The organism is Actinotalea sp. JY-7876 (genome assembly GCF_014042015.1).
In the GTDB taxonomy this organism is placed as follows: Bacteria; Actinomycetota; Actinomycetes; order Actinomycetales; family Cellulomonadaceae; genus Actinotalea.
Window position 1 is genome coordinate 3037174 of sequence record NZ_CP059493.1, and the last position, 24262, is coordinate 3061435.

The window sequence follows — 24262 nt, forward strand, 5'->3', positions numbered from 1 at the left end:
CGCGGCGGCCTCAGTACTGCCGGTCCGGCAGGGCCTCCTGGGCGGCCTCCTGGTCGAACGCGAGGTCCTCCACGACGATCCGCTTCTCGACCTCCTCGCCGGCCATCACCTGCTGGATGATCTCGGCGAGGTCCGGGCCGAGCAGCGGGTTGCACTCGACGATGTAGTCGATCTTCCCGTCGGCCAGCGCCTGCATCCCGTCCTTGACGGCGTCGATCGTGACGATCTTGATGTCCTCGCCGGGGACCATGCCCGCGGCCTCGATCGCCTCGATGGCCCCGAGGCCCATGTCGTCGTTGTGGGCGAACACGAGGTCGATGTCCTCGTGCGCCTGGAGGAAGCCCTCCATGACGGCCTTGCCCTCGGTGCGCGTGAAGTTGCCGGTCTGCGACGCGATGATCTCGATGTTCGGGTTGTCGGCGGTCGCGGACTCGAAGCCCTCCTTGCGGTCGATCGCCGGCGCGGACCCGGTGGTGCCCTGGAGCTCGACGACGTTCAGCGGCTCGGTGCCGAGGTTCTCGGACACCCACTCGCCCACCATCTCGCCCTCCTTGACGAAGTCCGAGCCGATGAACGAGACGTAGAGCGAGTCGTCCTGCGAGTCGACCGCCCGGTCCGTGAGCACGACGGGGATCCCCGCGGCCTTCGCCTCCTCGAGCACGTCGTCCCAGCCGGACTCGACCACCGGCGAGAAGGCGATGACGTCCACGCCCTGCGCGATGTAGGTGCGGATCGCCTGGATCTGGTTCTCCTGCTTCTGCTGGGCGTCGGAGAACTTGAGGTCGAAGCCGTTCTCCTGCGTGAGCGTCTCCTGGATCGAGGCCGTGTTGGCGGCCCGCCAGCCGCTCTCCGCGCCGACCTGGGAGAACCCCACGACGATGAGCTCGTCCTCGCCGCCGCCGCCCTCCGCCTCCGTGGCGGGCTCCTGCTCGACCGGGTCCGTCGTCCCCCCGCACGCGGAGAGCACGAGCACCGCCGCCGCAGCGGCCGTTGCCACCAGGTGTCGCTTCATGAGTGACGTCCTTGTCCTCGCGGGTCCCGGCCCGGGGCCGGGGCGGGTCGCCGTCGATCCGCTGCGTCGAGTGTGTTAGCGCTCACACATACGGTCAAGTGACCCAGGTCACATCTCGATAACGGTCGAATCGCCCCGAACCGGCGCACGACGACGCCCGGCCTGCCGAGGCAGACCGGGCGTCGTGTCGTGCGAGGCCGCGCGCGTCGCGCGGTGTGAGGAGGCGTCAGCGAGCGGAGCCCGCGCGGCGCTTGTTGTAGACGTCGAAGGCGACGGCCAGCAGGAGCACGAGACCCTTGACGACCTGCTGGACAGACTGGTCGATGCTCATGAGCTGCATGCCGTTGCTCATGACGGCCATGATCAGACCGCCGACCATGGCGCCGCTGACCTTGCCGACACCACCGGTCACCGCCGCGCCGCCGATGAAGCACGCGGCGATGGCGTCGAGCTCGAACATCTGGCCGGCGTTCGGCTGCGCGCCGTTGGACCGGGCCGAGTAGACGGCACCGGCGACGCCGGCGAGGAAGCCCATGTTGACGAAGATCCAGAAGTTGACCCACCGGACCTTGACACCCGACAGCTGGGCGGCGGAGAGGTTGCCACCGATCGCGTAGACGTGCCGGCCGAACACCGTGCGGTTCGTGACCAGGCCGTACACGAGGATCAGCACCGCGAGGATGATGAGCACGTTCGGCAGGCCGCGACTCGTCGCGAGCTGCCAGGCGAACCACATCACGAGCGCGGCGACCAGCACGATCTTCAGCACGAAGAGCGGGAAGGCCTCGACGGCCTGCTGGTAGCGCACGCGGGCCTGGCGGCTGCGCCACTGGCTGAACGCGTACCCGGCGATGGCGATGGCGAAGATCACCAGGGTGAACGCGTCGAACCCGTTGCCGCCGATGAGGCCGTTCTGGAAGCCCGAGGCGATCTGGCTGTACTCGCGCGGGAACGGCGAGAGCGAGATGTTGCCGAGCACCAGCAGGGTCGCGCCGCGGAACAGCAGCATGCCGGCGAGCGTGACGATGAACGCCGGGATCCCGACGAACGCGACCCAGAAGCCCTGCCACGCGCCGACGAGCAGGCCCACGACGAGCGCCGCGACGATGCCCATCCACCAGGGCAGGCCGTTCTTGATGACCAGGGTCGCCGCGACGGCGCCGGTGAAGGCCACCACCGCGCCGACCGAGAGGTCGATGTGACCGGCGATGATCACGATGACCATCCCGATCGCGAGGATGAGGATGTAGGAGTACTGCAGGACGATGTTCGAGATGTTCGCGGGGCTCAGCAGCAGGCCGTCGCTCAGGATCGCGAACAGCCCGACGATGAACACGAACGCGATGTAGATACCGCTCTGCCGCATGTTCCGGGTCGCGAGCTCCCGGATGTTGGCGATGCCAGTCATTGCACCTGTTCCTTTTCCTGCGTCATGAGCTCCATGAGGCGCTCCTGGCTGGCCTCGGCGACGTCGACCTCGCCCGTGATCCGCCCGAAGGCGAGCGTGTAGATCCGGTCGCAGATGCCGAGCAGCTCGGGCAGCTCGCTCGAGATGACGACGACCGCCTTACCTGCGGCCACCAAGCGGTTGATGATCGTGTAGATCTCGTACTTCGCGCCGACGTCGATCCCCCGCGTGGGCTCGTCCAGGATGAGGACGTCCGCGTCGGTGTAGATCCACTTGCTCAGCACGACCTTCTGCTGGTTGCCACCGGAGAGCTTGCCCACGACGGACAGCACGCTGGGGGCCTTGATGTTCATGCTCGCGCGGTACTCCTCCGCGACCTTGACCTCCTCGTTGCTGTTCACCCAGCCGTGGCTGGACAGCTTCGGCAGGCCCGCGGCCGAGATGTTGCGCTTGATGTCCTCGATGAGGTTCAGGCCGTACCGCTTGCGGTCCTCGGTGGCGTAGGCGATGCCCTGGGCGATGGCCTCGCTCACCGACCGGAGCCTGATCTCCTCGCCGCGCTTGTAGAGGCGACCGGTGATGTCACGCCCGTAGCTGCGCCCGAAGATGCTCATGGCCAGCTCGGTCCGGCCCGCGCCCATGAGGCCGGCGATGCCGATGACCTCGCCCGCCCGCACCGAGAAGCTCGCACCGTCCACGACGACGCGGCCCAGCTGCGTGGGGTGGTGGACGGTCCAGTCCTCGACCCGCAGCACCTCCTCGCCGACGCTGGGCGTCCGCTCGGGGTAGCGGTGCTCGAGGTCGCGGCCGACCATCCCCCTGATGATCCGGTCCTGCGTCGAGGTGGGATCGCTCATGTCGAGCGTCTCGATGGTGCGGCCGTCGCGGATGATCGTCGTGCGGTCCGCGATCTCCTCGATCTCGTTGAGCTTGTGCGAGATCATGATCGAGGTGATGCCCTGGGACTGCAGCTGGCGCAGCAGCCCGAGCAGGTGCTCGGAGTCCGTGTCGTTCAGCGCCGCCGTCGGCTCGTCGAGGATGAGCAGCTTGACCTCCTTCGAGAGCGCCTTCGCGATCTCGATGAGCTGCTGCTTGCCCACGCCGAGCTGGGCGACGGGCGTCGTCGGGTTCTCGTCCAGGCCCACGCGCGCGAGGAGCTTGGCCGCCTCGGCGTTGGTGTGGTTCCAGTCGATGAGGCCGCCGCGCCCGCGCTGCTCGTTGCCGAGGTAGATGTTCTCGGCGACCGACAGGTACGGGACCAGGGCGAGCTCCTGGTGGATGATCACGATGCCCCTGTGCTCGGAGTCGTTGATCGACCCGAAGCGCACCGGCTCGCCGTCGAAGAGGATCTCGCCCTCGTACGTGCCGTGGGGGTACACGCCCGACAGGACCTTCATCAGGGTGGACTTGCCGGCGCCGTTCTCGCCGCAGATCGCGTGGATCTCACCGCGCTCGACGCTCAGGTTCACGTCCTGGAGCGCCTTGACGCCCGGGAACGTCTTGGTGATGGAACGCATCTCCAAGATGGTGCTGCTCATGCGGCCTCTTCCTCGCTCGTGTGGGGTGACCGAGCGGTCGAGCCGAGCCGGCCCGGCGGGAGACCTCCCGCCAGGCCGGCTCGGCGGCGATCAGCTGGTCTGGCCGGCCGCGACCTCGTCGGCCGTGTAGTACCCGGAGTCGACCAGGAGCGGCGTGATGTTGTCCGCGTAGACGATGTCCGACTCGAGCAGGTACGACGGGACGACCTTCATGCCGTTGTCGTACGTCTCGGTGTCGTTCGCCTCCGGCTCCTCGCCGCTCAGGTACGCCTGGGCCGCGACGACCGCCTGGTCGGCGAGCTTGCGCGTGTCCTTGAAGATCGTCGAGTGCTGCACGCCGTCGACGATGAGCTTGATCGACGCGATCTCGGCGTCCTGGCCGGTGATGATCGGCATCGGCTTGTCCGCGGAGCCGTAGCCCGCGTTCTCGAGGGCCGTGATGATGCCGCGCGACGCGCCGTCGAACGGGGACAGCACGCCGTCGAGCGGCTTGCCGTCGTTGTAGGCCGCCGTGAGGACGTCCTCCATGTTCTTCTGCGCGACCTCCTGCTGCCAGCGCAGGATCGCGACCTGCTCGATGTCCGTCTTGCCGGACGGGATCGTCAGGACGCCCGAGTCGAGGTACGGCTGGAGGGTGTCCATCGCGCCCGCGAAGAAGAAGTGAGCGTTGTTGTCGTCGAGCGAGCCCGCGTGGACCTCGATGTTGAACGGGCCGGCGGCCTCGCCCTCGGAGCCGTCCGCGTTGAGGACGCCCAGGCCCACGAGGAGCGCCGTCGCCTGCTGGACGCCGACGTTGTAGTTGTCGAACGTGACGTAGAAGTCGACGTTCTCGCTGTCGCGGATCAGGCGGTCGTACGCGATGACCGGGATGCCGGCGTCGGCCGCGGCCTGGAGCTGGCTCGCGAGCGCGGTGCCGTCGATCGCGGCGATGATGAGCGCCTCGGCGCCCTTGGTGATCATCTGGTCGATCTGCTGCGACTGGGTGGGGATGTCGTCGCCCGCGAACTGCAGGTCGACCTCGTACCCGGCCTCCTCCAGGCCCGCCTTGACGGCGTCGCCGTCGGCGATCCACCGCTCGGACGTCTGCGTCGGCATCGCGACGCCGATGAGGCCACCCTCCGACGACTCACCCGAGCCCGAGTCCGTGCCCTCGTCGTCCGTGGACGACCCGGCACCCTCGCCACCGCACGCGGCGAGCGTCATTGCGAGCGTCATGCCCACCGCAACCGCGGCAAACTTCCTGGTGCTCATTTCTCCTCCTCGAGAACTGTCCTGCTCATGGGCCGCCTGGTACGTCCAGGGCGGGGCCCGGGGGCCCTGACCGCGGGGGTCAGGAAGTGCTGGTCGTGCTACTCCACCTGGACCACCTCGGCGCCGGCGCGGCGCAGCCGCGCGAGCTCGTGGTCGGGGGCCGAGGGGCCCGTGACCACGCTGTGGACGTCCTCGAGCCGCGCGATGCGGCCCAGGTGGATCTGGCCGAGCTTCGAGCCGTCGGCGACGACGACGGCGCGCTCGGAGGCGGCGATCATGCGGTGCTTGATCTCGGCCTCGGGCAGGTTGAGGTTCGTGATGCCGCGGTCGGCGTCGATCCCGTTGCAGCCGATGAAGCCGAGGTCCGCGTGCAGCCGGTCGAGCAGGACGGTGCCCAGGGGGTCGACCAGCGAGTGCTGCAGGGGGCGCAGCGTGCCGCCCGTGACGACGACCTCGATGCGGCCGATCGCGGGCTCGAGCTCCAGGGCGACCCGCAGGCCGTTCGTGATGACCACGACGCCCTCGAGGTCGGTGCGCGCGACGAGCGCACGCGCGATCGCCGTCGTGGTCGAGCCGACGTCGAGCAGGACGCTCGCCCCCGAGGAGACCATCGCGGCGGCGTGCTCGCCGATGCGCTGCTTCTCGCCCGCGAACTCGACGGCCGCCTCCTCGAAGGACGGCTCGCGCCGCTCGGCCCCGCCGGCGATGACGCCGCCGCGCACCCGGCGCACGGCGTGCGTCGTCTGGAGCGCCGCGAGGTCCGCGCGCACCGTCACGTCGGAGATGCCGAAGGTCTCCGCGAGGTCGGCGACGCGCACGAACCCGCGTTCGCCGATCACCTGGAGCATGCGCTCGCGACGCAGCGTCGCGGGCAGCAGCTCGACCTCGTCCTTGAGCACGCGCCCACTGTCCTGGGGCCGCGACGCTTGCGTCAACTTCGTGAAGCCAACTTTTGATTGCGAAACAGTAACGCTGTAGCGCCGCCGGCGCGCCCGGGACGTTGGTCCCCCGCGCGCGGACGGCCGCCGTGGCACTCACCGCGGTGGCCTGCGCGCCAGCCGTCGGGCGCGCCGACGCGGGCCCGCACCCGGCCGTCGGCCGGGTGTGGGCCCGCGCCGTTTCGGAACATCACCGAAAGCAAGCGAAACGCCGCGCAAGCATGGTCAGAGGCCCTGGGCGAGGCGGTAGTACGCCTGGTTCCATCGGATCTCCTGGGTGAACCCGCGCGACGTCGTCGCGTCGTCGATGACGAGCAGCTCGGTCCGGGCGATGTCGGCGAAGTCCACCCACGCGTCGACGCCCACCTGGGTGGTGAGCACCGTGTGGTGGGCCGCGCCGGCCATGAGCCACGCCTCGGCGGACGTCGCGAAGTCCGGCTGCGGCTTCCACACCGCGCGCGCGACCGGCAGGTTCGGCAGCTCGGCGGACGGCGGCACGACCTCGACCGCGTTCGCGGTGAGCCGGAAGCGGTCGCGCATGTCGGACAGCGCCACGACGACGCCGGGGCCGGGATCCGTGTCGAAGACCAGTCGGACGGGGTCCTCCTTGCCGCCGATGCCGAGCGGGTGGATCTCGAGCGACGGCTTCGCGGTCGTCAGCGTCGGGCAGATCTCGAGCATGTGGGCGCCGAGGATCCTCTCGTCGCCGGGCACGAGGTCGTAGGTGTAGTCCTCCATGAGCGACGCGCCGCCGGGCAGCCCCTGCCCCATGACCTTGGCCGCGCGCACCAGGATCGCGGTCTTCCAGTCGCCCTCGGCACCGAAGCCGTAGCCCTTGCTCATGAGCCGCTGGACGGCGAGCCCGGGCAGCTGACGCAGCGCGCCGAGGTCCTCGAACGTCGTCGTGAACGCGGTGGCGCCGATCTCGCCGAGCAGCGCGAGGAGCGCGAGCTCCTGCGTGGCGCCGTAGCGCAGGGCGTCGTGGCGCTCCCCGCCGCGGCGCAGCTCGGGCACGACGTCGTAGGTGTCCTCGTACTCCGCGACCAGGGCGTCGACGTCCGCGTCGGCGACCGCGTCCACCGCGGCGACCAGGTCGTTGACCCCCCAGGTGTTGACCGAGACGCCGAAGCGCAGCTCGGCCTCGGTCTTGTCGCCCTCGGTGACCGCGACGTTGCGCATGTTGTCCCCGAAGCGCGCGAGGCGCAGCTCACGCGTCGCGGCCCACGCCGCGGCCGCGCGGACCCACGTGCCCACCTTCGCCTGCACGGCCGGGTTCGACACGTGCCCGACGACGGTCTTGCGCGCGACCCCCAGGCGGGACTGGATGTACCCGAACTCCCGGTCGCCGTGGGCGGCCTGGTTGAGGTTCATGAAGTCCATGTCGATCGTCGCCCACGGCAGCTCGACGTTCGCCTGCGTGTGCAGGTGCAGCAGCGGCGTGCGCAGGGCGTCGAGCCCGACGATCCACATCTTCGCCGGGGAGAACGTGTGCATCCACGCGACGACGCCGATGCACGCGGGGTCGGCGTTGGCCTCGAGCGCCATGCGGTGGATCGCCTCGCGGTCCTTGAGGACCGGCTTCCACACGATGCGCACCGGCACGGCGTCCGCGTCGTCCAGCGCGCGCGCGATGGCCTGGGACTGCTCGGCGACCTGGCGCAGGGTCTCCTCGCCGTAGAGGTCCTGGCTGCCGGTGAGGAACCAGACCTCGCGGTCGGCGTAGGGCTTGGTCATCGTTGCTCCTTCGGGTGGGGCGTCAGCGCCCGTAGACGTTCTGGTAGCGGTCGTAGAGGCGGTCGATGTCGGACTGCGCGATCGGCAGCGGGTCGCCGAGCTGCCGGGAGATGTGCACGGTCCGCGCGACCTCCTCGCACATCACGGCGGCCTTGACCGCCGCCTTCGCGTCCCGGCCGATCGTGAACGGGCCGTGGTTGCGCATGAGGACGGCGGGGCTGCGGCTCTCGCGCAGCGTCTCGACGATGCCGCGACCGATGGAGTCGTCGCCGATCAGGGCGAAGGGGCCCACCGGGATGTCGCCGCCGAACTCGTCGGCCATCATCGTCAGCACGCACGGGACGGGCTCGCCGCGGGCGGCCCACGCGGTCGCGTAGGTCGAGTGGGTGTGCACGACGCCGCCGACCTCGGGCAGGTGCCGGTACACGTACGCGTGCGCGGCCGTGTCCGACGACGGCGACCGGTCGCCGTCCACCAGCTCGCCGTCCAGGTTGCACACGACCATCGCGTCGGCGCTCAGCTCGTCGTACGTGACGCCGCTCGGCTTGATGACGAGCAGGTCCTCCGCGCCCGGCCCCGCCTGCGGGTCGACGACCACGCGTTGGGAGACGTTGCCCGCCGTCCACACCACCAGCTCCCAGCGGGGGAGCTCGGCGTGCAGTGCCGCGACGACCTCGCGCGTGCGCGCGACGGACTCGCGGACGTGGTCGGGGTACGCGTCCAGGGTTCGGGCCGTCATCGTCTCTCCTGCCTCGTGGGGTGCGTGGTGCGTGGTGGCGGGGCGGCGCCGCGTCAGTCCTGCCGGCCGGTCGCCTCGACCGCCGCGCGCTCGACCGCGAGGCCGGCGACGTACCGCTCGAGGTAGGTGGCGTAGCCCGCCACGTCGGCGGCATCGGGCTCCACGACGTCGACCGCCGCGCCGGCGAAGACCCGCTCGTCGAGGAACGTCCGCAGGTCCTGCTGGGACGCGGCGCCGAGGTAGGCGGCCAGCACGGCGATCCCCCACGGCCCGCCCTCGCTCGCGGTGCGGGCCACGGCGACCGGCGTGCCGACGGCCGCCGCCAGCAGCCGCTGCGCGACGCCGGCCGTGCGGAACATGCCGCCGTGCGCGAAGAGCGTGTCGATGCCGACGCCCTCGCCGGCGAGCACGCGCATGCCGAGGCTCAGCGTGGCGAACGCGCCGTACACCTGCGTGCGGACGACGTTCGCGAGCGTCAGCCGGCTGCCCGGGGTGCGCACGATGAGCGGCCGGCCCTCGGCCAGCCCGGTGATCGGCTCGCCCGAGAGGTAGTTGTAGGCGAGCAGCCCGCCGCCGTCGGCCTCGCCGTCGAGCGCCTCGCGCAGCAGCGCGCCGAAGACCGCGTCCGGCTCGGCGGGGTGGCCGAGCACCGCAGCGAAGCGGCCGAAGACCTCGGCCCATGCGCCGAGCTCACTGGCCCCGTTGTTGCAGTGGACCATCGCGACGAGGTCGCCGGCGGGGGTCGTGACGACGTCGAGCTCCTCGTGCACGCGCTCCAGCGGCTGCTCGAGGACCACCATGGCGAAGATGCTGGTGCCCACGCTGACGTTGCCGGTCCGGGGCGCGACCGCGTTGGTGGCCACCATGCCGGTGCCGGCGTCACCCTCCGGCGGGCAGAGCGGGATCCCCGGCTGCAGGCCGCCCGTCGGGTCGAGGAGCGCAGCGCCCGCCTCGGTCAGTCGTCCGGCCTCCTGGCCCGCGACGAGCACCTCGGGCAGCAGGTCCTCGAGCCGCAGGCCGGGCCGGCGCGCCGCCAGCAACGCGTCGGCCTGCGCGAGCATGCCCGCGTCGTAGCGCCGCGTCGCGGGGTCGACCGGGAACATGCCCGACGCGTCGCCGACGCCCAGGACGTGGCGACCGGTGAGCCGGTGGTGGACGTACCCGGCGAGCGTCGTGAGCTGCGCGATGCGGGGGACGTGCGGCTCCTCGTCGAGGACCGCCTGGTACAGGTGCGCGACGGACCAGCGCAGCGGGACGTTGAAGCCGAGCGCCTGCGTGAGCTCGCGCGCGGCGCGCTCGGTCGAGGTGTTGCGCCAGGTCCGGAACGGGACGAGCAGCTCGCCGTCGGCGTCGAGGGCCAGGTAGCCGTGCATCATCGCCGAGACGCCGAGCGCGCCGAAGGTCGTCGGCCGCATCCCGTGGCGCCGCTGCGCGTCGTCGAGGAGAGCCGCGACGCACTCCTGCAGGCCGGTCCAGACCGCGTCGAGGGAGTAGGTCCAGGTGCGGTCGACGTACTCGTTCTCCCAGTCGTGGCTGCCCGTGGCGAGCGTCGTGCCGTCCTCGGCGACGAGGCAGGCCTTGATGCGCGTGGAGCCGAGCTCGATGCCCAGTGCGGTGCGGCCCTGGGCGATCGCCGCGCGGGCCTCCCCTGCGTCCATGGCGGGGTCGAGCGTCATCGAGTCATCTCCTCGGGCGTGGCGGCGCTGGCACGGTCGGGGAGCGGGCACCACAGGCGCCGGCTCACGACCACCCGATGTTAGCGTTCACATGAGAGATGTCAAGGAGCTCCGAGGTCCCGGCCGGGGCGTCAGCCGCGCGCCGGCCCGCTGCTCCGCCGGACCACCAGGCGCGGCGCGATGAGTGTCGGCGCCACGTCCTGCACGCCGTCGCTCCCCCGCCCGATCGCCGCGACCAGCAGCTCCATGCAGCGCCGCCCGAGCGCCGCGAACTCCTGCCGCACGGTGGTCAGCGGCGGGTAGAAGTGCGCCGAGCCGTCGACGTCGTCGAACCCGACCACCGACACGTCCCCCGGGACCGAGACGCCGGCCTCCGCGAAGGCGCGCAGCAGACCGAGCGCGAGCTGGTCGTTCGCGGCGAAGACCGCCGTCGGCAGGTCGCCGCGCACCAGCGCGCAGCCCACGTCGTACCCGCGCCCCGCGCTCCAGTCGCCCTCGACCGGCTCGCCCGGCGTGATGCCGGCGGCCGCGAGCTCGTCGCGCCAGCCCGCGACGCGCGCGCGGGCGTCGAGCCAGTCCTGCGGCCCGGCGAGGTGGACGACGTCGGCGTGGCCGAGGTCGAGGAGGTGGCGGACCGCGAGCCGCGCGCCCGCGTACTGGTCGACGGCCACCGCGTGCAGGCGCCCGCCGGGCAGGTCCTTGGGACCGACCATGACCACCGGCACCGGCGCGTCGAACGCCCGGACGGCCTCGACCGCCTCGTCGTGGGCGGCGACCACCACGACGCCCTCGACGCCCTGGTCCATGAAGTGCTCCAGGACCTGGCGCATCCCGGCGGCCTCCCAGCGCGCCACCGTCGCGACGCTGACGAACAGCCCGGCGTCGCGCGCGGCCCCCTCGACGGCGATGAGCGTGCTGGTCGGCCCGAAGAGCGCCGACCCCGACGTCACGACGCCGACCGTGCCCGTGCGCCGGGTCACGAGCGCGCGGGCGGCGGTGTTGCGCCGGTACCCCAGCTCCGCGATCGCGTCCAGGACGCGCTGGCGCGTCTCGGGACGCACGCTCGGGTGCCCGTTGAGCACGCGCGAGACCGTCTGGTGCGACACCCCCGCCACGGCGGCGACGTCGCTCATCGCCGGCGGGCGGGGCGAGCTCATCCCAGCTCCCGCGCGATCGCCGCCGACCGGTCGTGCGCCGCCTGCGCCGCGGCGAGCACGGCGGCCCGTGCGCCGTGGGCGTCGAGCTCCCGCAGCCCGGCGACGGTGGTCCCGCCCGGGGACGAGACGCGCTCGCGGAGCACGACGGGATGCTCCCCCGTCTCGGCCAGCATGGTCGCCGCGCCCCGGAAGGTGGCGACGGCGAGCTCGAGCGCCTGCGCGCGCGTCAGGCCCAGCAGGACGCCGGCCTCCGCGAGGGCGTCGACGAGGTAGAACACGTAGGCGGGCCCGCTGCCGCTGATCGCCGTCACGGCGTCGAGGAGGCGCTCGGGGACGCGGAGCACGAGGCCCGTGGCGGCGAGCAGCCGCTCGACCACGGCGAGGTGGTCGTCGGTCGCGGCGGTCCCGGCGCTGATCCCGCTCGCCCCCTCGCCGACGGTCGCGGGCGTGTTGGGCATGACCCGGACCACCGGCGTCCCCGCCGGCAGCCGCTCCTCGTAGAACGAGATCGGGAGCCCGGCCGCGACGCTCACCACGACCGTCCCCGCCCGCAGGCGCGGGCCGATCTCCGCGAGCGCGGCCTCGACGTCGACGGGCTTGACCGCCACCACGACGACGTCGGCGCGGCTGGCGACCTTCCCCGCGGAGTCCGCGGCGCGCACCCCGTACCGCTCGGACAGCTCCGTGGCGCGTGCGGCATAGCGCTCGCTGACCGCGACGTCCTCGACGTCGACCCCCGCGCGCAGCACCGCGCCGACGATCGCCTCGCCCATGACGCCGCCGCCCAGCACGGCGACACGGCCCAGCGGTACCTCGGACATCGTGACTCCTTGCCGTGTGCGGGCGGTCGTGCGGGACCCTCGGAGCGACTCAGAGGGGGAAGGCGGCGAACAGGTCGCGGACGTCGTCCGTGGGGCCGTCGAGCTGGAGCACCGCGGTGCCGTTCCACCAGGTCAGGGTCGCGGTGCCGTCGCCGCGCGGGACGATCGTGTAGCGACCGGCCTCGGCCCCGTCGGTCGTCGTGACGGCGCCCTCCTCGGTGTCCGTGGAGGCCTCGTCCTCGCTGCCCTCCTCGGCGCCGTCGCCCGCGCCGGCCTGCGCGGCGGCGGCCGTCTGCGCCTCGACCGCTACGGCGTAGGCGGCGGACGCCTCCTCGGGCGTCTCCCACTGGGCCGCGAGCAGCACGACGGAGGCTGCGCCGTCGGTGTAGGCGAGGCGGTAGGCCTCGACGGCCCCGGCCTGCAGGCCGGCCGGGTCCTCGGCGAGCTCGCTCAGCGCGTACGCGAGCACCGTCGACGGCAGGGCGTCCGAGAAGGCCGTCCCGGCCGCCCGCGCCACCGGCTCCACGGTCGGCGTCGGGAGCGGCAGCGTCACGGTCTCGGGCTCCGGGGCCACCGCGGGATCCCCGCCCCGGTCGCCCAGCAGGAGCACACCGCCGACGACGGCGCCGACCAGGACGAGAGCGCCGAGCACCAGCAGCCACACGGGCGGCGTGCGACGCTCCGGACGTCCCGCGGCGGGCTCCGGCTCCGGGGCGGGCGACCGGCGTGCGGGGCTCGCGTCGCGATCCTCTCCCGCGGCGCCGCCCGCACGGCCCGCCGGGGGTGCGCCCTCCTGGGCCCGGACCTCGCCGAACGGCCAGGCGGGCGGGCGACCGCCCGCCGCGGGGTCGCGCGGATCCGTGCCACTGCTCGTCATGCGTCACTCCCTGCGGTCCGGTGCGCGGCCAGCCTAGGGCCTGGGCGGCGCGCGCTGCGGGAGCCGGTCGGCCAGGTCAGGCCGCTCGACGGCGTCGGACGCTCACGCGGTCCGGCGGCGCAGGGTGGTGGCGCCCACGAGGAGCGCGCCGACGGCGAAGGCCACCACCGCGCCCACCGCGCCGCGCACGTCGGCGATCCCGGCCCCCGCGGCGAGGTCCTGCAGCGCCTCGAGGCCGTAGGTCAGGGGCATGGCGCGCGAGAAAACCTCGAGCGGGGCCGGCATCTCGGCGCGCGGCATGAAGAGCCCGGCCGTGACGAGCTGCGGGAAGATGACCGCCGGCATGAGCTGGACCGCCTGGAACTCGGTGCGCGCGACGGCCGAGGCGGCGAGCCCGAGCGCGGTGCCGAGGATCGCGTCGAGCACGGCGACGAGGACGACGCCCCCGAGGTCACCCGCGACCTCCATGCCGCACACCCAGACGGCGAACGCGGTCAGGACGAGCGCCTGGAGCACCGCCATCAGACCGAAGGCGAGCGCGTAGCCGACCACGAGGTCGCCCTTGCCCAGCGGCGTCGTCATGAGGCGCTCGAGCGTCCCCGACTGCCGCTCGCGGAGCGTGGCGACGCTCGTCACCAGGAACATCACCACGAGCGGGAAGACGCCGAGCAGGACCGGCCCGAACGTGTCGAGGACCGGGGTCCCCTCGAACATCCACGCGACGAGCCCGAGCACGACGCACGGCAGGACGAGCAGCAGCGCGATCGTGCGGCGGTCGTGGCGCAGCTGGCGCAGCACGCGGCCCGCCGTCACCAGGGTCAGCCGGGCGCTCACCGGCCGACCTCCCCCGGGGCCCGGCCGACGAGGACCAGGAAGGCGGACTCGACGTCCTGGGTGGCGGTCTCGGTGAGCAGGTCCGGGAGGGTCGCGTCGGCGAGCAGGCGCCCGTCGCGCAGCAGGAGCAGGCGGTCGCAGCGCCGCGCCTCGTCCATGACGTGGCTCGACACGAGGATGCTCACGCCGTCGTCCGCCAGCCGGCGGAACAGGTCCCACAGGTCCCGCCGCAGCACCGGGTCCAGGCCGACCGTCGGCTCGTCGAGCACCAGCAGCCCCGGCCTCGCGAGCAGCGCCACACCGAGCGAGACGCGTGACCGCTGGCCGCCCGACAGGGTGTCGACACGCTGTCCCGCGGCGCCCACGAGGTCGACCTCCGCGAGCACACGGTCCACGTCCGCGCTGCCCACCCCCAGCACGGCCGCGAAGTAGCGGAGGTTCTCCAGGACGGTGAGGTCGGCGTAGACGCTGGGCGACTGGGTCACGTAGCCCACGCGGCGGCGCAGGTCGCGGTGGCCGGCGGGCAGACCGAGCACCTCGACGGTCCCTCCGGCCACCCGCTGCACCCCGACGACGGCGCGCATGAGCGTCGTCTTGCCGCTCCCGCTCGGTCCCAGCAGGCCGACGACCTTCCCCGCGGGCACGGCCAGGTCGAGCCCGCGCAGGATCTCCACCCCGCCCCGGACGACGCGCAGCCCCGCCACGCGCACGGCCGCCGCCTCGGTATTCCCCATGTGAGGAATATCCTCCTCGGGTCGCACCCGACGCAAGGGGCGGACGGCCGGACCGGCCGTCCGGCGCGGGTGGGGCGGCCGCGGTCAGGACGGGCCGCGGTCACCGGTGAGGTAGTGCTGCAGCACCGGGCCCACCGCGGCGACGATCCGCTCCCTGGGGGCCGACGCGATCGGCTCCAGCTCCAGGACGTGCCTCGCCACGAGGACGCCTGCCACCTGCGTCGCGATGAGGCCGACGCGGAGGTCGGCGTCGTCGCCCGTCATCGCGGCCCGGACCCGGCCGAAGACCTCGCTCGCCAGGAAGTCCCGGACCAGGTGGTCCTGGCCCGTCGAGGTCGCCGCGATGACCATCCGGAAGTGCTCCCGCCCCCCGGGTGCGTCCCAGGTGCGCAGGATCGCGTCCAGGAGGCGTGCGCCCAGGCCGTCGAGCCCGCCCGCGACGATCTGCGTCACCGCGGCGCCCGGGTCGATCTCCCGCCGGGCGAAGGCCATGGCGAACAGCTCGGCCTTCCCGCCGCCGAAGTAGTAGCGGACCAGGCGCGGGTCGACGCCGGCGCGACGCGCGACCCCGCGCACGCTGGTGCCGGCGTAGCCGAGCGCCGCGAACTCCGCGCGCGCCGCCTCGAGGATGTCCTGCGCGGCGCTGCCCTCGGTCCGGCGCCCCCGCGGCCGGGGCGTCGCCCCGTCGCCGGTGGTCCCGCTCATGGCCGCACCCTACGGGCCGCGCGTGCCGGGCCGTGTCGCAGGCCCGGGCTACCGTCGCCCCATGCCCTCCGCCAGCTCCGCCACCCGTTCACCCGGCCGCTCCGCGCGCAGCCAGCGCCCCGGCTACACGTGCCTCGAGTGCGGCTGGACCGCCGCCAAGTGGGCCGGGCGCTGCGGGGAGTGCCAGGCGTGGGGCAGCGTCGTCGAGGACACCGCGGCCGGCTCCGGCCCGCGCACCGTGGCCACGACCTCGCGGACGCCCGCGCGGCCCATCGCGGACATCGACGTGGAGACGGCGCGCGCCCGGCCCACGGGCGTGGCCGAGCTCGACCGCGTCCTCGGCGGCGGGCTCGTGCCCGGCGCCGTGGTGCTGATGGCGGGCGAGCCAGGCGTCGGCAAGTCGACCCTGCTCCTCGACGTCGCCGCCCGCGTCGCGCGCGCCGAGGGGCAGCGGGTCCTGTACGTCACGGGCGAGGAGTCGGCCGGGCAGGTCCGGCTCCGGGCCGAGCGCATCGGTGCGCTGGCGCCCGGCCTCATGCTCGCCGCGGAGACCGACCTGGGGGCGGTGCTCGGCCACATCGAGGCGACGTCCCCCACCATGCTCGTCGTCGACTCGGTCCAGACGATCGCCTCGTCCCAGGTGGACGGCGCCCCGGGTGGCGTCGGCCAGGTGCGCGAGGTGGCGGCCGCGCTGATCGCCGCCGCGAAGGAGCGCGACCTGCCCGCGGTCCTGGTCGGCCACGTCACCAAGGACGGGAGCGTCGCCGGCCCACGAACGCTCGAGCACCTGGTCGACGTCGTCTGTCAGTTCGAGGGCGACAGGCACTCGCGCCTGCGCCTCGTGCGCGCGAGCAAGAACCGGTACGGACCGACCGACGAGGTCGGGTGCTTCGACCTCACCGAGGCCGGGATCGTCGGGCTCGCCGATCCCTCCGGGCTCTTCCTGTCGCACACGCTGCACCACGTCCCGGGCACGTGCGTGACCGTGACCCTCGAGGGCCGCCGCCCGCTCGCGACCGAGCTCCAGGCGCTCGTGGTTCCGTCGATGCTCAGCAACCCGCGACGCACGACCAGCGGCGTCGACAGCAGCCGCCTCGCGATGATCCTCGCGGTGCTGCAGCGCCGGGGCGGCATCCCGCTCGCCGACAAGGACGTGTACGTCTCGACCATCGGCGGCGCGCGGGTGGTCGAGCCGGCCGCCGACCTCGCCGTCGCGCTCGCCACCGCCAGCGCGATGGAGGACGTGCCGCTCGCCGACGGCCTCGTCGTGCTCGGCGAGGTGGGGCTCGCCGGCGAGATCCGGCCTGTCGTGGGTCTCGGCCGGAGGCTGGCCGAGGCACGGCGCCTCGGGTTCACGCGCGCCGTCGTGCCGGCCGGCGGCCTCGACCGCGCCGACGTCCCCGCCGGCCTCGAGCTGCTCGAGGCGGCGGACCTCGGGCGCGCGCTGGTCCTCGCGCGGGGTCGGCGTGCGACAGCGGGCTGAACCCGCCCTCGCCGCGCCGCCCGGAGCCGGGTCCGCGGCGACCCTGCTCCCGTAGGATTCGGACGTGGTCACCACCGAGCGCTCCGCCGAGGACCTGCTGCGCTCCACCCTCGCCGCGGTCGCGCCCGGCACCGAGCTGCGCGACGGCCTCGAGCGCATCCTGCGCGGCCGGACCGGTGCGCTCATCGTGCTGGGCTTCGACGCCGTCGTGGAGTCGATGAGCTCGGGCGGCTTCGTCCTCGACGTCGACTTCTCCGCGACCCGCCTGCGCGAGCTGGCCAAGATGGACGGTGCGGTCGTCGTCAACGGCGACGGCACGAAGATCCTGCGCGCCGCCGTGCAGCTCCTGCCCGACCCGACGATCGAGACCACGGAGTCCGGGACGCGTCACCGCACCGCGGAGCGCGTCGCGAAGCAGTCCGGCTTCCCCGTCGTCTCCGTGAGCCAGTCGATGCGGATCATCGCGCTGTACGTGGGCGGGAGCCGCTACGTGCTCGAGGGCTCGGACGTCATCCAGTCGCGCGCCAACCAGGCCCTCGCGACCCTCGAGCGCTACAAGTCCCGCCTCGACGAGGTCAGCGGCACGCTCTCGGCGCTCGAGATCGAGGACCTCGTCACGGTGCGCGACGTCGCCGCCGTCGTCCAGCGCCTGGAGATGGTGCGCCGCATCTCCGAGGAGATCGCGGGCTACGTCGTCGAGCTGGGCACCGACGGCCGGCTCATGGCGCTCCAGCTCGACGAGCTCGTGGGCGGCGTCGGCTCGGACCGGCAGCTCGTCATCCGCGACTACGTCGACCCCGGTCGCGCCGGGCGCGGGCTGGCCGACGTGCAGGCCTCGCTCGCCGCGCTGGACGCCAACGAGCTCCTCGACCTCGGCCACATCGCACGCATCCTCGGCCTGGTCGCGGTCGAGGACTCGCTCGACGGCGCCGTCGGGCCCCGCGGCTACCGGCTCCTGTCCAAGGTCCCGCGGTTGCCGGGCGCCATCGTCGACCGCCTCGTCGGGCACTTCGGCGGCCTGCAGAAGCTCCTGGCCGCCGGCATCGACGAGCTCATGGCGGTCGACGGCGTCGGAGAGCAGCGCGCGCGTGCCGTCCGCGAGGGTCTGTCCCGGCTGGCCGAGTCCAGCATCCTCGAGCGCTACGTCTGACACCGCCGGGCACACCCGGCCCGGCGGGTCTAGCGTGCCGCCATGGGCGTCCTCCTCAGCCAGACCATCATCGACAGTGCGGACCCGGAGAGGCTCGGCCGGTGGTGGGCCGGCGTGCTCGGCTGGGAGACCGCCGTCGAGGGCGACGGTGAGGTCTGGGTCGCGCCGCGCGCCGCGGACCTCGTGGGCGGCCTGCTGTTCCTCGCCGTACCGGAACCGAAGACCCACAAGAACCGGCTGCACCTGGACCTGCGGCCCACGGACGGCTCCAGCCAGGAGGACGAGCTCGAGCGCCTCCTCGCGCTCGGCGCGACACGGGTCGACGTCGGGCAGCGGGACGCGAGCTGGCACGTGCTCGCCGACCCCGAGGGCAACGAGTTCTGCCTGCTGCACAGCACGCCCGCCGGCCTCGCCGCGGAGATCGCGGCCGAGGAGGCCGGCCCGCCCGCGGTCGGCTGACCGTCGGCGAGCTCGGCCCGCCTCGTTCCGTTCAGCCGAGCTCGAAGACCGCGGCCCCGCTGGTCGCACCGAGCGTCGAGACGACCGCGCTGTAGGTCCCGGCACCCGGCTCCGGCAGCCCGCCGGGGCACCCGGCCGCGGATCGCGTGCGGTCCCACACCACGGGTGTGTCCGCTCGGCCGCCCGGCTCGAGCAGGAGGAGGTTCGCGGCCGGGTCGGGCGAGCAGTCCAACGAGGACCAGATGCGGTCCGCCCCGGACGTGACGACCAGCTCGCGCTGCGTGGCGGCCGCGTCGACCGTGCAGGGGATCGTGCCCGCGTTCGTCACCGCCACGGTGAAGGTCGGCTGCGCCCCCGCGGGGTAGCTGCGCGCGTCGGTCGTGAGCGTCACCGTGAGGTCGGCGGCCGCGCAGGCCACCGGTCCGACGTCCGCCGGCTGCTCGACGGTCTCCGTCGCGGCCTCGGCGTCGGCCTCCGCCGCGGCCACCGGGGTGGTGTCGTCCGGCGTGTCGGCCGCCCTTCCCGCCCCGAACGCCTTGCTCACGAGCGACCACGCGAGGGCGAGCACCAGCACGACGGCCGCGAGCAGGACGAGCCGTCGGATCCAGTAGACGCGTGGCGGCCGGGGACCGACGGGACGCAGCACGGTGCTCATCGGATCGTCCCCTCCTTGGGCTCCGGGCCCCGCACGGGGCCGCTGCCGCCACGGTACGGCGGGGCGCCGCCGTCCCGGGGGCGCCGCGCCGGGCGGCCCCGTGGGGGATGATTCCCCCGTGCACGCCCTGGTCGAGCCCGTGGTCGCCTGGTTCGACGAGCACGCGCGGGACCTGCCGTGGCGGGCGCCCGGGCGGACGGCGTGGGGCGTGCTGGTCAGCGAGGTCATGCTCCAGCAGACGCCCGTGGCGCGGGTCGAGCCCGTCTGGCGCGCGTGGATGCAGCGCTGGCCGACGGCGGCGGACCTCGCCGCGGCGGGCCCGGACGACGTCCTGCGGGCCTGGGGCCGCCTGGGCTATCCGCGGCGGGCGCTGCGCCTGCAGGAGTGCGCCCGCACCGTGGTCGAGCACCACGGCGGTGAGCTGCCCGCGGACGAGGCGGCTCTGCTCGCGCTCCCGGGGATCGGCACGTACACCGCGGCCGCCGTCACAGCGTTCGCCCGCGGCCGCCGCAGCGTGGTCGTCGACACCAACGTGCGGCGCGTGCTGGCCCGGGCCCTGGAGGGCCGCGCCCTGCCCGACCCGCACCTGAGCGCCGCCGAGCTGCGGCGCGCCGGCGACGTCGTGCCCGACGACGACGCGACCGCCGCCCGCTGGAACGCGGCCGTCATGGAGCTCGGGGCGCTGGTCTGCACGGCCCGGGCACCGCGGTGCGGGGCGTGCCCGGTCGCGACGACCTGCCGGTGGCGGCTCGCGGGCATGCCGGCCGACGAGCTCGCGCACCGCCGACGCCGGCAGGCGTGGCAGGGCACGGACCGCCAGGCCCGGGGTGCGCTCATGGCCGCCCTGCGCGACGCGCCCGGACCGCTGCCCGCGGCGACGCTCGCCCGCGCGTGGCCGGACGACGCCCAGCGCGCCCGTGCCCTGACCTCGCTCGTCGTCGACGGGCTCGCGGTCGTCGACGACGGGGCGGGCGGCGCGGTGCGCCTGCCGGGCGGGGCCGCATGACGGACGTCGTCGTGCCGGCGGGCCTCGCCGCCCGGGCGGCACTCGGGCCGCAGTGGGCCGCGTGGCTCGACGCCCTCCCCCGCCTCGTGCGCGACCTGCTGGCCGAGTGGGACCTGCGGGCCGACGGCGACCCCCGGCACGGCGCGTGCGCGATCGCCGTGCCCGTCCGCACTGAGGCCGACCGGGCCGCGGTCCTCAAGGTCACCTGGCCGCACTGGGAGGCACGCACCGAGCACGTAGCGCTCCAGCGCTGGCACGGCGACGGCGCCGTGGAGCTGCTGCGCGCCGACCCGCACCGCCTCGCGCTGCTGCTCGAGCGGGCGCACCCGGACGACCTCACCTCGGTGCCGGACGACGAAGCCTGCGAGGTCGTCGCGGGCCTGTACGGGCGGCTGCACGTGCCCGCGCCGCCGCAGCTCGTGACCCTCTCCTCGTGCGTCGGGGACTGGACGCGGCGGCTGGCCCGCCTCCCGCGCGGCGCGCCGGTGCCGCACCGCTTCGTCGAGCACGCGGTGGCGCTGGGCCGGGAGCTCGCGGCGGACCCCGCCACCGACGGCACGCTCGTCCACACGGACCTGCACCACCACAACGTGCTGGCCGCGGACCGCGAGCCGTGGCTCGCGATCGACCCCAAGCCGCTGTCCGGCGACCCGCACTACGAGGTCGCACCCATGCTGTGGAACCGGTGGGACGACGCCGTGGCGGGCGGCGCGCTGCGCTGGGCGCTGCGGCGGCGGCTGGAGGTCCTCACCGACGTCGGCGGCCTCAACCACGACCGGGCCCGGGACTGGGTGGTGTTCCGGATGATGACGAACGCCCTGTGGACCGTCGAGGACGCGGCCGAGCGCGCGGGCGGCCTGACGGCCGACGACCGCCACACGCTCGACGTCGCGGTCGCCGTCACCAAGTCCGTCCTCGACTGACCCGCGCCTCCCGACCGCCCGACCGCCCACCGCCGCCCCGCCGCCCGACCGCCCACCGGAGTTCTGGCACCGATCCGGGCGCGGCGACACCCGGATCGGTGCCAGAACCGCGACGCGCGCCGTCAGAGCTCGAGGAGCATCCGGGTGTTGCCGAGGGTGTTGGGCTTGACGCGCGCGAGGTCCAGGAACTCGGCGACGCCGTCGTCGTGCGAGCGCAGCAGCTCGGCGTAGACGTCCGTGTCGACGGGCGTGCCCGCGATGACGTGGAAGCCGTGGGCGACGAAGAAGTCGACCTCGAACGTCAGGCAGAACAGCCGGCGCAGGCCGAGCGTCCGCGCGCGCTCGATGAGCTCGTCGAGGAGCGCGTGCCCGACGCCGCGCCCCCGCCAGGCCGGGTGGACGGCGAGGGTGCGGACCTCCGCGAGGTCGGCCCACATGACGTGCAGCGCGCCGCAGCCGATGAGCGCGCCGCTCGCGTCCTGCGCGACGACGAACTCCTGGACCGCCTCGTAGTACCCGACCAGCTCCTTGGCGAGCAGGATGCGCGACGCCGCGTAGGGCTCCACGAGGTCGCGGACCTCGCGGACGTCGCGCGGCAGGGCGGCGCGGACCCGGAACGGCTGATCCGGTGCGGGGGTGGAGCTCGCGGGCTCGGCGGACGTCACGCGCACACGCTAGGGCACCGTCACGCCACCGCGCCGCACCGGACCGGACCGGTACGGAGCACCGTCACCGCATGGGCGGCGCGGCCCCCGCCGTGCGGCGGGCCTCGGCGTCGGCCTCGTCCTGCGCGGGCATGCCGTCGGCGATCGCCCAGGCCTCCTCGGTCACGGTCCGCGGCCAGACGAAGGCCGCCACCAGGTACGCGACGAGGGACGCGAGGCCGCCGTAGACGGTGGGCCACCCGTCGAAGCTCGCGGGGACGAGGCTGTTGGGCAGGTAGGCGATGTCGTTCGGGACGCCGTACATGGTCGGGGTCAGGACGAAGAGGCCGAGGCGCACGACGAGCCCCGTGCCCATGGCCGCGACGGCTGCGCGCGTCCCGCCGCGACGCCAGAACAGACCGAGCAGGAAGGGCACGACGAGGCACGCCAGCATGAGGTCGAAGGCCAGCGTCAGGAGGATCCCCGTCTGCGCCACCTCGAGCGCGACGGTCACGCCCAGGACGACGACGGGGATCATGGCGAGCCGCGTCCAGCGCAGCAGGGGGTCGCGTCCGTCGCCCGCCGCCACCGGGGCGACGCGACGGATCCCGATGATGTTGCGCACCGCCACGGCCGACGTCGCCAGGATGGCGCCGGACGCCGTCGAGAAGGACGCCGCCACGATGCCCGACAGCACGAGGATCGTCAGCGCGGGCGGGGCGTGGTCGGCGAGCAGGGAGAACAGGACGGGCCCGTCGCCCATGTCGAGGCCGAAGGCTGACACCGCCGCGAGGGACACGAGCGCGTACGAGACGCCCACGACGGCGGTCCCGGCGGCGCCGGCGAAGCACGACCGGCGGGCCACCTCGGGGTTCTTCGCGGAGAAGATCCGCTGCATGAAGTCGATGGCGACGATGTCGCCGATGCCCAGCGAGATGAGGGTCGCCCAGTTGATGGGGGCGCCGGCGTCGGTCGAGGTCAGCTGCTCCAGGTCGAACGGGCCCATGCCCTCGGGGATGGCGAAGCCGATCGTCGACCCGACCCACCACAGCAGCGCGACCGTGGCGAACGCCGTGATCGTGATCTGGATCGCGGCCGTGTAGGCGTCGGAGAACATCCCGCCGCCGATCGTGTAGACGAGCACCAGCACGACGGCGATGAGCACGCCCTGCGTGTAGTCGATGCCGAGGAACATCTCGAGCAGGAAGCCGCAGGCCACGAGGTTGCCCGCCATGAGGATCGCGAACGCGAAGATCATGAGGACCGACGCCGCGACCTCGACCCCGCGCCCGTACCGCAGCCGGTAGAAGTCGGCCAGCGTGAACAGCCGCATCCGGTTCATCGGGCGGGCCAGGAACAGCCCGGTGAGCAGGAGGCAGATCGCCAGGCCGAGCGCGAGCGAGGCGCCGGACCAGAACCCGAAGGCGGACGTCAGGTCCGTGTTGCCGACCGTCGCGTTCGAGTCCACGGCGGCCGCCGTGAGGGACGCCGCGACGAGCGGGACCCCGAGCCGTCGCCCGGCGACGAGGAAGTTGGCGCTGTCACCGTCGACCTTGCGCGCGACGAGGATGCCGACGAGGACGACGGCGAGGACGCTGAGTCCGACTCCCGCGATGATCATGGATGCTCCGAGGCTCGTGGTTACCTGTCACCCGACAGGCACCATTGACCTCCCCCGATATGTCCGGCCCGGTCTCGAGACGTCACGGGTGTGTAAACGAATCCTCACAGCGGCCGCCGGCGCCGCGGCGGCGGTACGGCGCCGCTCGGCGGCTGCGTAGCATGACCGCCGTGACCACCCGACGGCAGGGCCGCCCGCGGCTCTCCGGCCCGGCGGACAGCGGGCTGCCGGCCGCCGAGCAGATCCTCGAGGCGGCCGCCCGCCTCTTCGTCGAGGACGGGTACCAGGCGACGTCGACGCGCGCGGTCGCTGCCGCGGTGGGGATCCGCCAGGCGTCGCTCTACTACCACTTCGCCTCGAAGGCCGACCTCCTCGCCGAGCTGCTCGCGCGCTCCGTGCGACCGTCCCTCGAGGCGGCCGACGCCCTGCTCGCCGACCTGCCCGACGACGACCCGGTGGCAGCCGCCGCCCGGCTGCACGCGCTCGTGCTCGCCGACGCCGAGCTGCTCCTCGGCACGCCGCACAACACGGGCGCCCTGTACCTGCTCCCCGAGATCCGCGACGAGCGCTTCGCGGCGTTCCGCGAGGAGCGGCGGCGGCTGCGCGACGCGTACGGGCGGCTCGTCGCCGCGGCCCGGCCGCCGGCCGGGCACCCCGCCGGGACCGAGGCCCTGACCGACATGGTGCTCGGCCTCGTCGAGAGCGTCATCGGGATCCGCGGCGAAGGGGGCGGCGCCGACCTCTCCGCGCTGCCCGGCGCGGTCGCCGAGGCGTGCCTGCGGGTCGTCGGCTGGCCGGACTCGGCGGCCGTGCTGGCGGCGCGGCAGCCCGCCGCGGCGAGGCCGTAACGCAGCCGTCACACGCACGGAATCGGCCGACAACACCACCCGCCCAGAC

General features: G+C 73.8%; 23 protein-coding genes. 6 read left to right on the plus strand and 17 right to left on the minus strand.

All coding sequences use genetic code 11. The annotated features are described in order from the left end of the window. Window positions 1-10: 10 nt before the first annotated feature. From H2O74_RS14000 to H2O74_RS14065, 14 genes are all read right to left on the minus strand, one after another. Entirely contained in the window at window positions 11-1012 is a 1002-nt protein-coding gene (locus tag H2O74_RS14000) for an ABC transporter substrate-binding protein (RefSeq protein WP_182112132.1), read from the minus strand. Window positions 1013-1238: 226 nt separating this feature from the next. Next, window positions 1239-2420 carry a multiple monosaccharide ABC transporter permease gene (gene mmsB, locus H2O74_RS14005; RefSeq protein ID WP_182112133.1) on the minus strand — a complete coding sequence of 394 codons (1182 nt, stop codon included), beginning with the start codon at window positions 2418-2420 and terminating at the stop codon, window positions 1239-1241. Next, window positions 2417-3958 (minus strand): multiple monosaccharide ABC transporter ATP-binding protein, encoded by a 1542-nt coding sequence (gene mmsA / locus H2O74_RS14010; protein ID WP_182112134.1) that lies wholly within the window; start codon window positions 3956-3958, stop codon window positions 2417-2419. The genes mmsB and mmsA overlap by 4 nt, the downstream gene beginning before the upstream one ends. Window positions 3959-4048: 90 nt before the next feature. Beyond that, window positions 4049-5209, minus strand: a complete 1161-nt coding sequence (gene chvE, locus H2O74_RS14015) for a multiple monosaccharide ABC transporter substrate-binding protein (protein WP_182112135.1) — start codon at window positions 5207-5209, stop codon at window positions 4049-4051. A gap of 98 nt (window positions 5210-5307) precedes the next feature. Further along, the gene (locus H2O74_RS14020) at window positions 5308-6108 is read right to left on the minus strand and encodes a DeoR/GlpR family DNA-binding transcription regulator (RefSeq protein ID WP_370525760.1); all 801 of its coding nucleotides are present in this window, start codon (window positions 6106-6108) and stop codon (window positions 5308-5310) included. Window positions 6109-6372: 264 nt separating this feature from the next. Beyond that, on the minus strand, window positions 6373-7881 hold the full coding sequence (gene araA / locus H2O74_RS14025; RefSeq protein ID WP_182112136.1) for an L-arabinose isomerase: 1509 nt from the start codon (window positions 7879-7881) through the stop codon (window positions 6373-6375). A gap of 22 nt (window positions 7882-7903) precedes the next feature. Continuing rightward, window positions 7904-8620, minus strand: coding sequence for an L-ribulose-5-phosphate 4-epimerase (locus tag H2O74_RS14030; RefSeq protein ID WP_182112137.1), 717 nt, complete (start codon window positions 8618-8620; stop codon window positions 7904-7906). Window positions 8621-8673: 53 nt separating this feature from the next. Further along, window positions 8674-10296: a xylulokinase gene (locus H2O74_RS14035; RefSeq protein ID WP_182112138.1), complete on the minus strand. Its 1623-nt coding sequence runs from the start codon at window positions 10294-10296 to the stop codon at window positions 8674-8676. Window positions 10297-10427: 131 nt separating this feature from the next. Further along, window positions 10428-11453, minus strand: a complete 1026-nt coding sequence (locus tag H2O74_RS14040) for a LacI family DNA-binding transcriptional regulator (protein ID WP_255491647.1) — start codon at window positions 11451-11453, stop codon at window positions 10428-10430. Continuing rightward, window positions 11450-12274 (minus strand): pyrroline-5-carboxylate reductase, encoded by an 825-nt coding sequence (proC, locus tag H2O74_RS14045; protein WP_182112139.1) that lies wholly within the window; start codon window positions 12272-12274, stop codon window positions 11450-11452. The genes H2O74_RS14040 and proC overlap by 4 nt, the downstream gene beginning before the upstream one ends. Window positions 12275-12323: 49 nt before the next feature. Next, window positions 12324-13151 carry a hypothetical protein gene (locus H2O74_RS14050; RefSeq protein ID WP_182112140.1) on the minus strand — a complete coding sequence of 276 codons (828 nt, stop codon included), beginning with the start codon at window positions 13149-13151 and terminating at the stop codon, window positions 12324-12326. Between the two features lie 102 nt (window positions 13152-13253). After that, complete coding sequence (locus H2O74_RS14055) at window positions 13254-13985, minus strand: ABC transporter permease (protein ID WP_182112141.1); 732 nt, start codon at window positions 13983-13985, stop codon at window positions 13254-13256. Next, the gene (locus H2O74_RS14060) at window positions 13982-14719 is read right to left on the minus strand and encodes an ABC transporter ATP-binding protein (protein ID WP_182112142.1); all 738 of its coding nucleotides are present in this window, start codon (window positions 14717-14719) and stop codon (window positions 13982-13984) included. The genes H2O74_RS14055 and H2O74_RS14060 overlap by 4 nt, the downstream gene beginning before the upstream one ends. Window positions 14720-14803: 84 nt before the next feature. Further along, complete coding sequence (locus H2O74_RS14065; RefSeq protein ID WP_182112143.1) at window positions 14804-15424, minus strand: TetR/AcrR family transcriptional regulator; 621 nt, start codon at window positions 15422-15424, stop codon at window positions 14804-14806. 61 nt (window positions 15425-15485) lie between these two features. Between H2O74_RS14065 and radA the strand changes: the two genes are divergently transcribed. From radA to H2O74_RS14080, 3 genes are all read left to right on the plus strand, one after another. After that, window positions 15486-16907: a DNA repair protein RadA gene (gene radA, locus H2O74_RS14070; RefSeq protein WP_182112144.1), complete on the plus strand. Its 1422-nt coding sequence runs from the start codon at window positions 15486-15488 to the stop codon at window positions 16905-16907. A 64-nt stretch (window positions 16908-16971) separates the two neighbouring features. Further along, window positions 16972-18057, plus strand: coding sequence for a DNA integrity scanning diadenylate cyclase DisA (gene disA / locus H2O74_RS14075; protein ID WP_182112145.1), 1086 nt, complete (start codon window positions 16972-16974; stop codon window positions 18055-18057). Window positions 18058-18099: 42 nt separating this feature from the next. Beyond that, the gene (locus H2O74_RS14080) at window positions 18100-18516 is read left to right on the plus strand and encodes a VOC family protein (protein ID WP_182112146.1); all 417 of its coding nucleotides are present in this window, start codon (window positions 18100-18102) and stop codon (window positions 18514-18516) included. Between the two features lie 31 nt (window positions 18517-18547). On the opposite strand, the gene H2O74_RS14085 is transcribed toward H2O74_RS14080, so the two are convergent. Beyond that, complete coding sequence (locus H2O74_RS14085) at window positions 18548-19171, minus strand: DUF4232 domain-containing protein (protein ID WP_182112147.1); 624 nt, start codon at window positions 19169-19171, stop codon at window positions 18548-18550. Window positions 19172-19289: 118 nt separating this feature from the next. Here H2O74_RS14085 and H2O74_RS14090 point away from each other — a divergent pair, with 118 nt between their 5' ends. Both H2O74_RS14090 and H2O74_RS14095 read left to right on the plus strand, forming a co-directional pair. Beyond that, window positions 19290-20177: an A/G-specific adenine glycosylase gene (locus H2O74_RS14090; RefSeq protein WP_255491648.1), complete on the plus strand. Its 888-nt coding sequence runs from the start codon at window positions 19290-19292 to the stop codon at window positions 20175-20177. Then, on the plus strand, window positions 20174-21100 hold the full coding sequence (locus tag H2O74_RS14095) for an aminoglycoside phosphotransferase family protein (protein WP_182112148.1): 927 nt from the start codon (window positions 20174-20176) through the stop codon (window positions 21098-21100). Before H2O74_RS14090 ends, H2O74_RS14095 begins: the two co-directional genes overlap by 4 nt. Window positions 21101-21222: 122 nt before the next feature. Here H2O74_RS14095 and H2O74_RS14100 read toward each other — a convergent pair whose 3' ends face one another. Together H2O74_RS14100 and H2O74_RS14105 are read right to left on the minus strand one after the other, a co-directional pair. After that, entirely contained in the window at window positions 21223-21765 is a 543-nt protein-coding gene (locus tag H2O74_RS14100) for an amino-acid N-acetyltransferase (RefSeq protein WP_182112149.1), read from the minus strand. 64 nt (window positions 21766-21829) lie between these two features. Beyond that, on the minus strand, window positions 21830-23365 hold the full coding sequence (locus tag H2O74_RS14105; RefSeq protein WP_182112150.1) for a sodium:solute symporter family protein: 1536 nt from the start codon (window positions 23363-23365) through the stop codon (window positions 21830-21832). Window positions 23366-23535: 170 nt separating this feature from the next. Here H2O74_RS14105 and H2O74_RS14110 point away from each other — a divergent pair, with 170 nt between their 5' ends. Next, entirely contained in the window at window positions 23536-24213 is a 678-nt protein-coding gene (locus H2O74_RS14110) for a TetR/AcrR family transcriptional regulator (RefSeq protein ID WP_255491649.1), read from the plus strand. The last annotated feature ends 49 nt before the right edge of the window (window positions 24214-24262 follow it).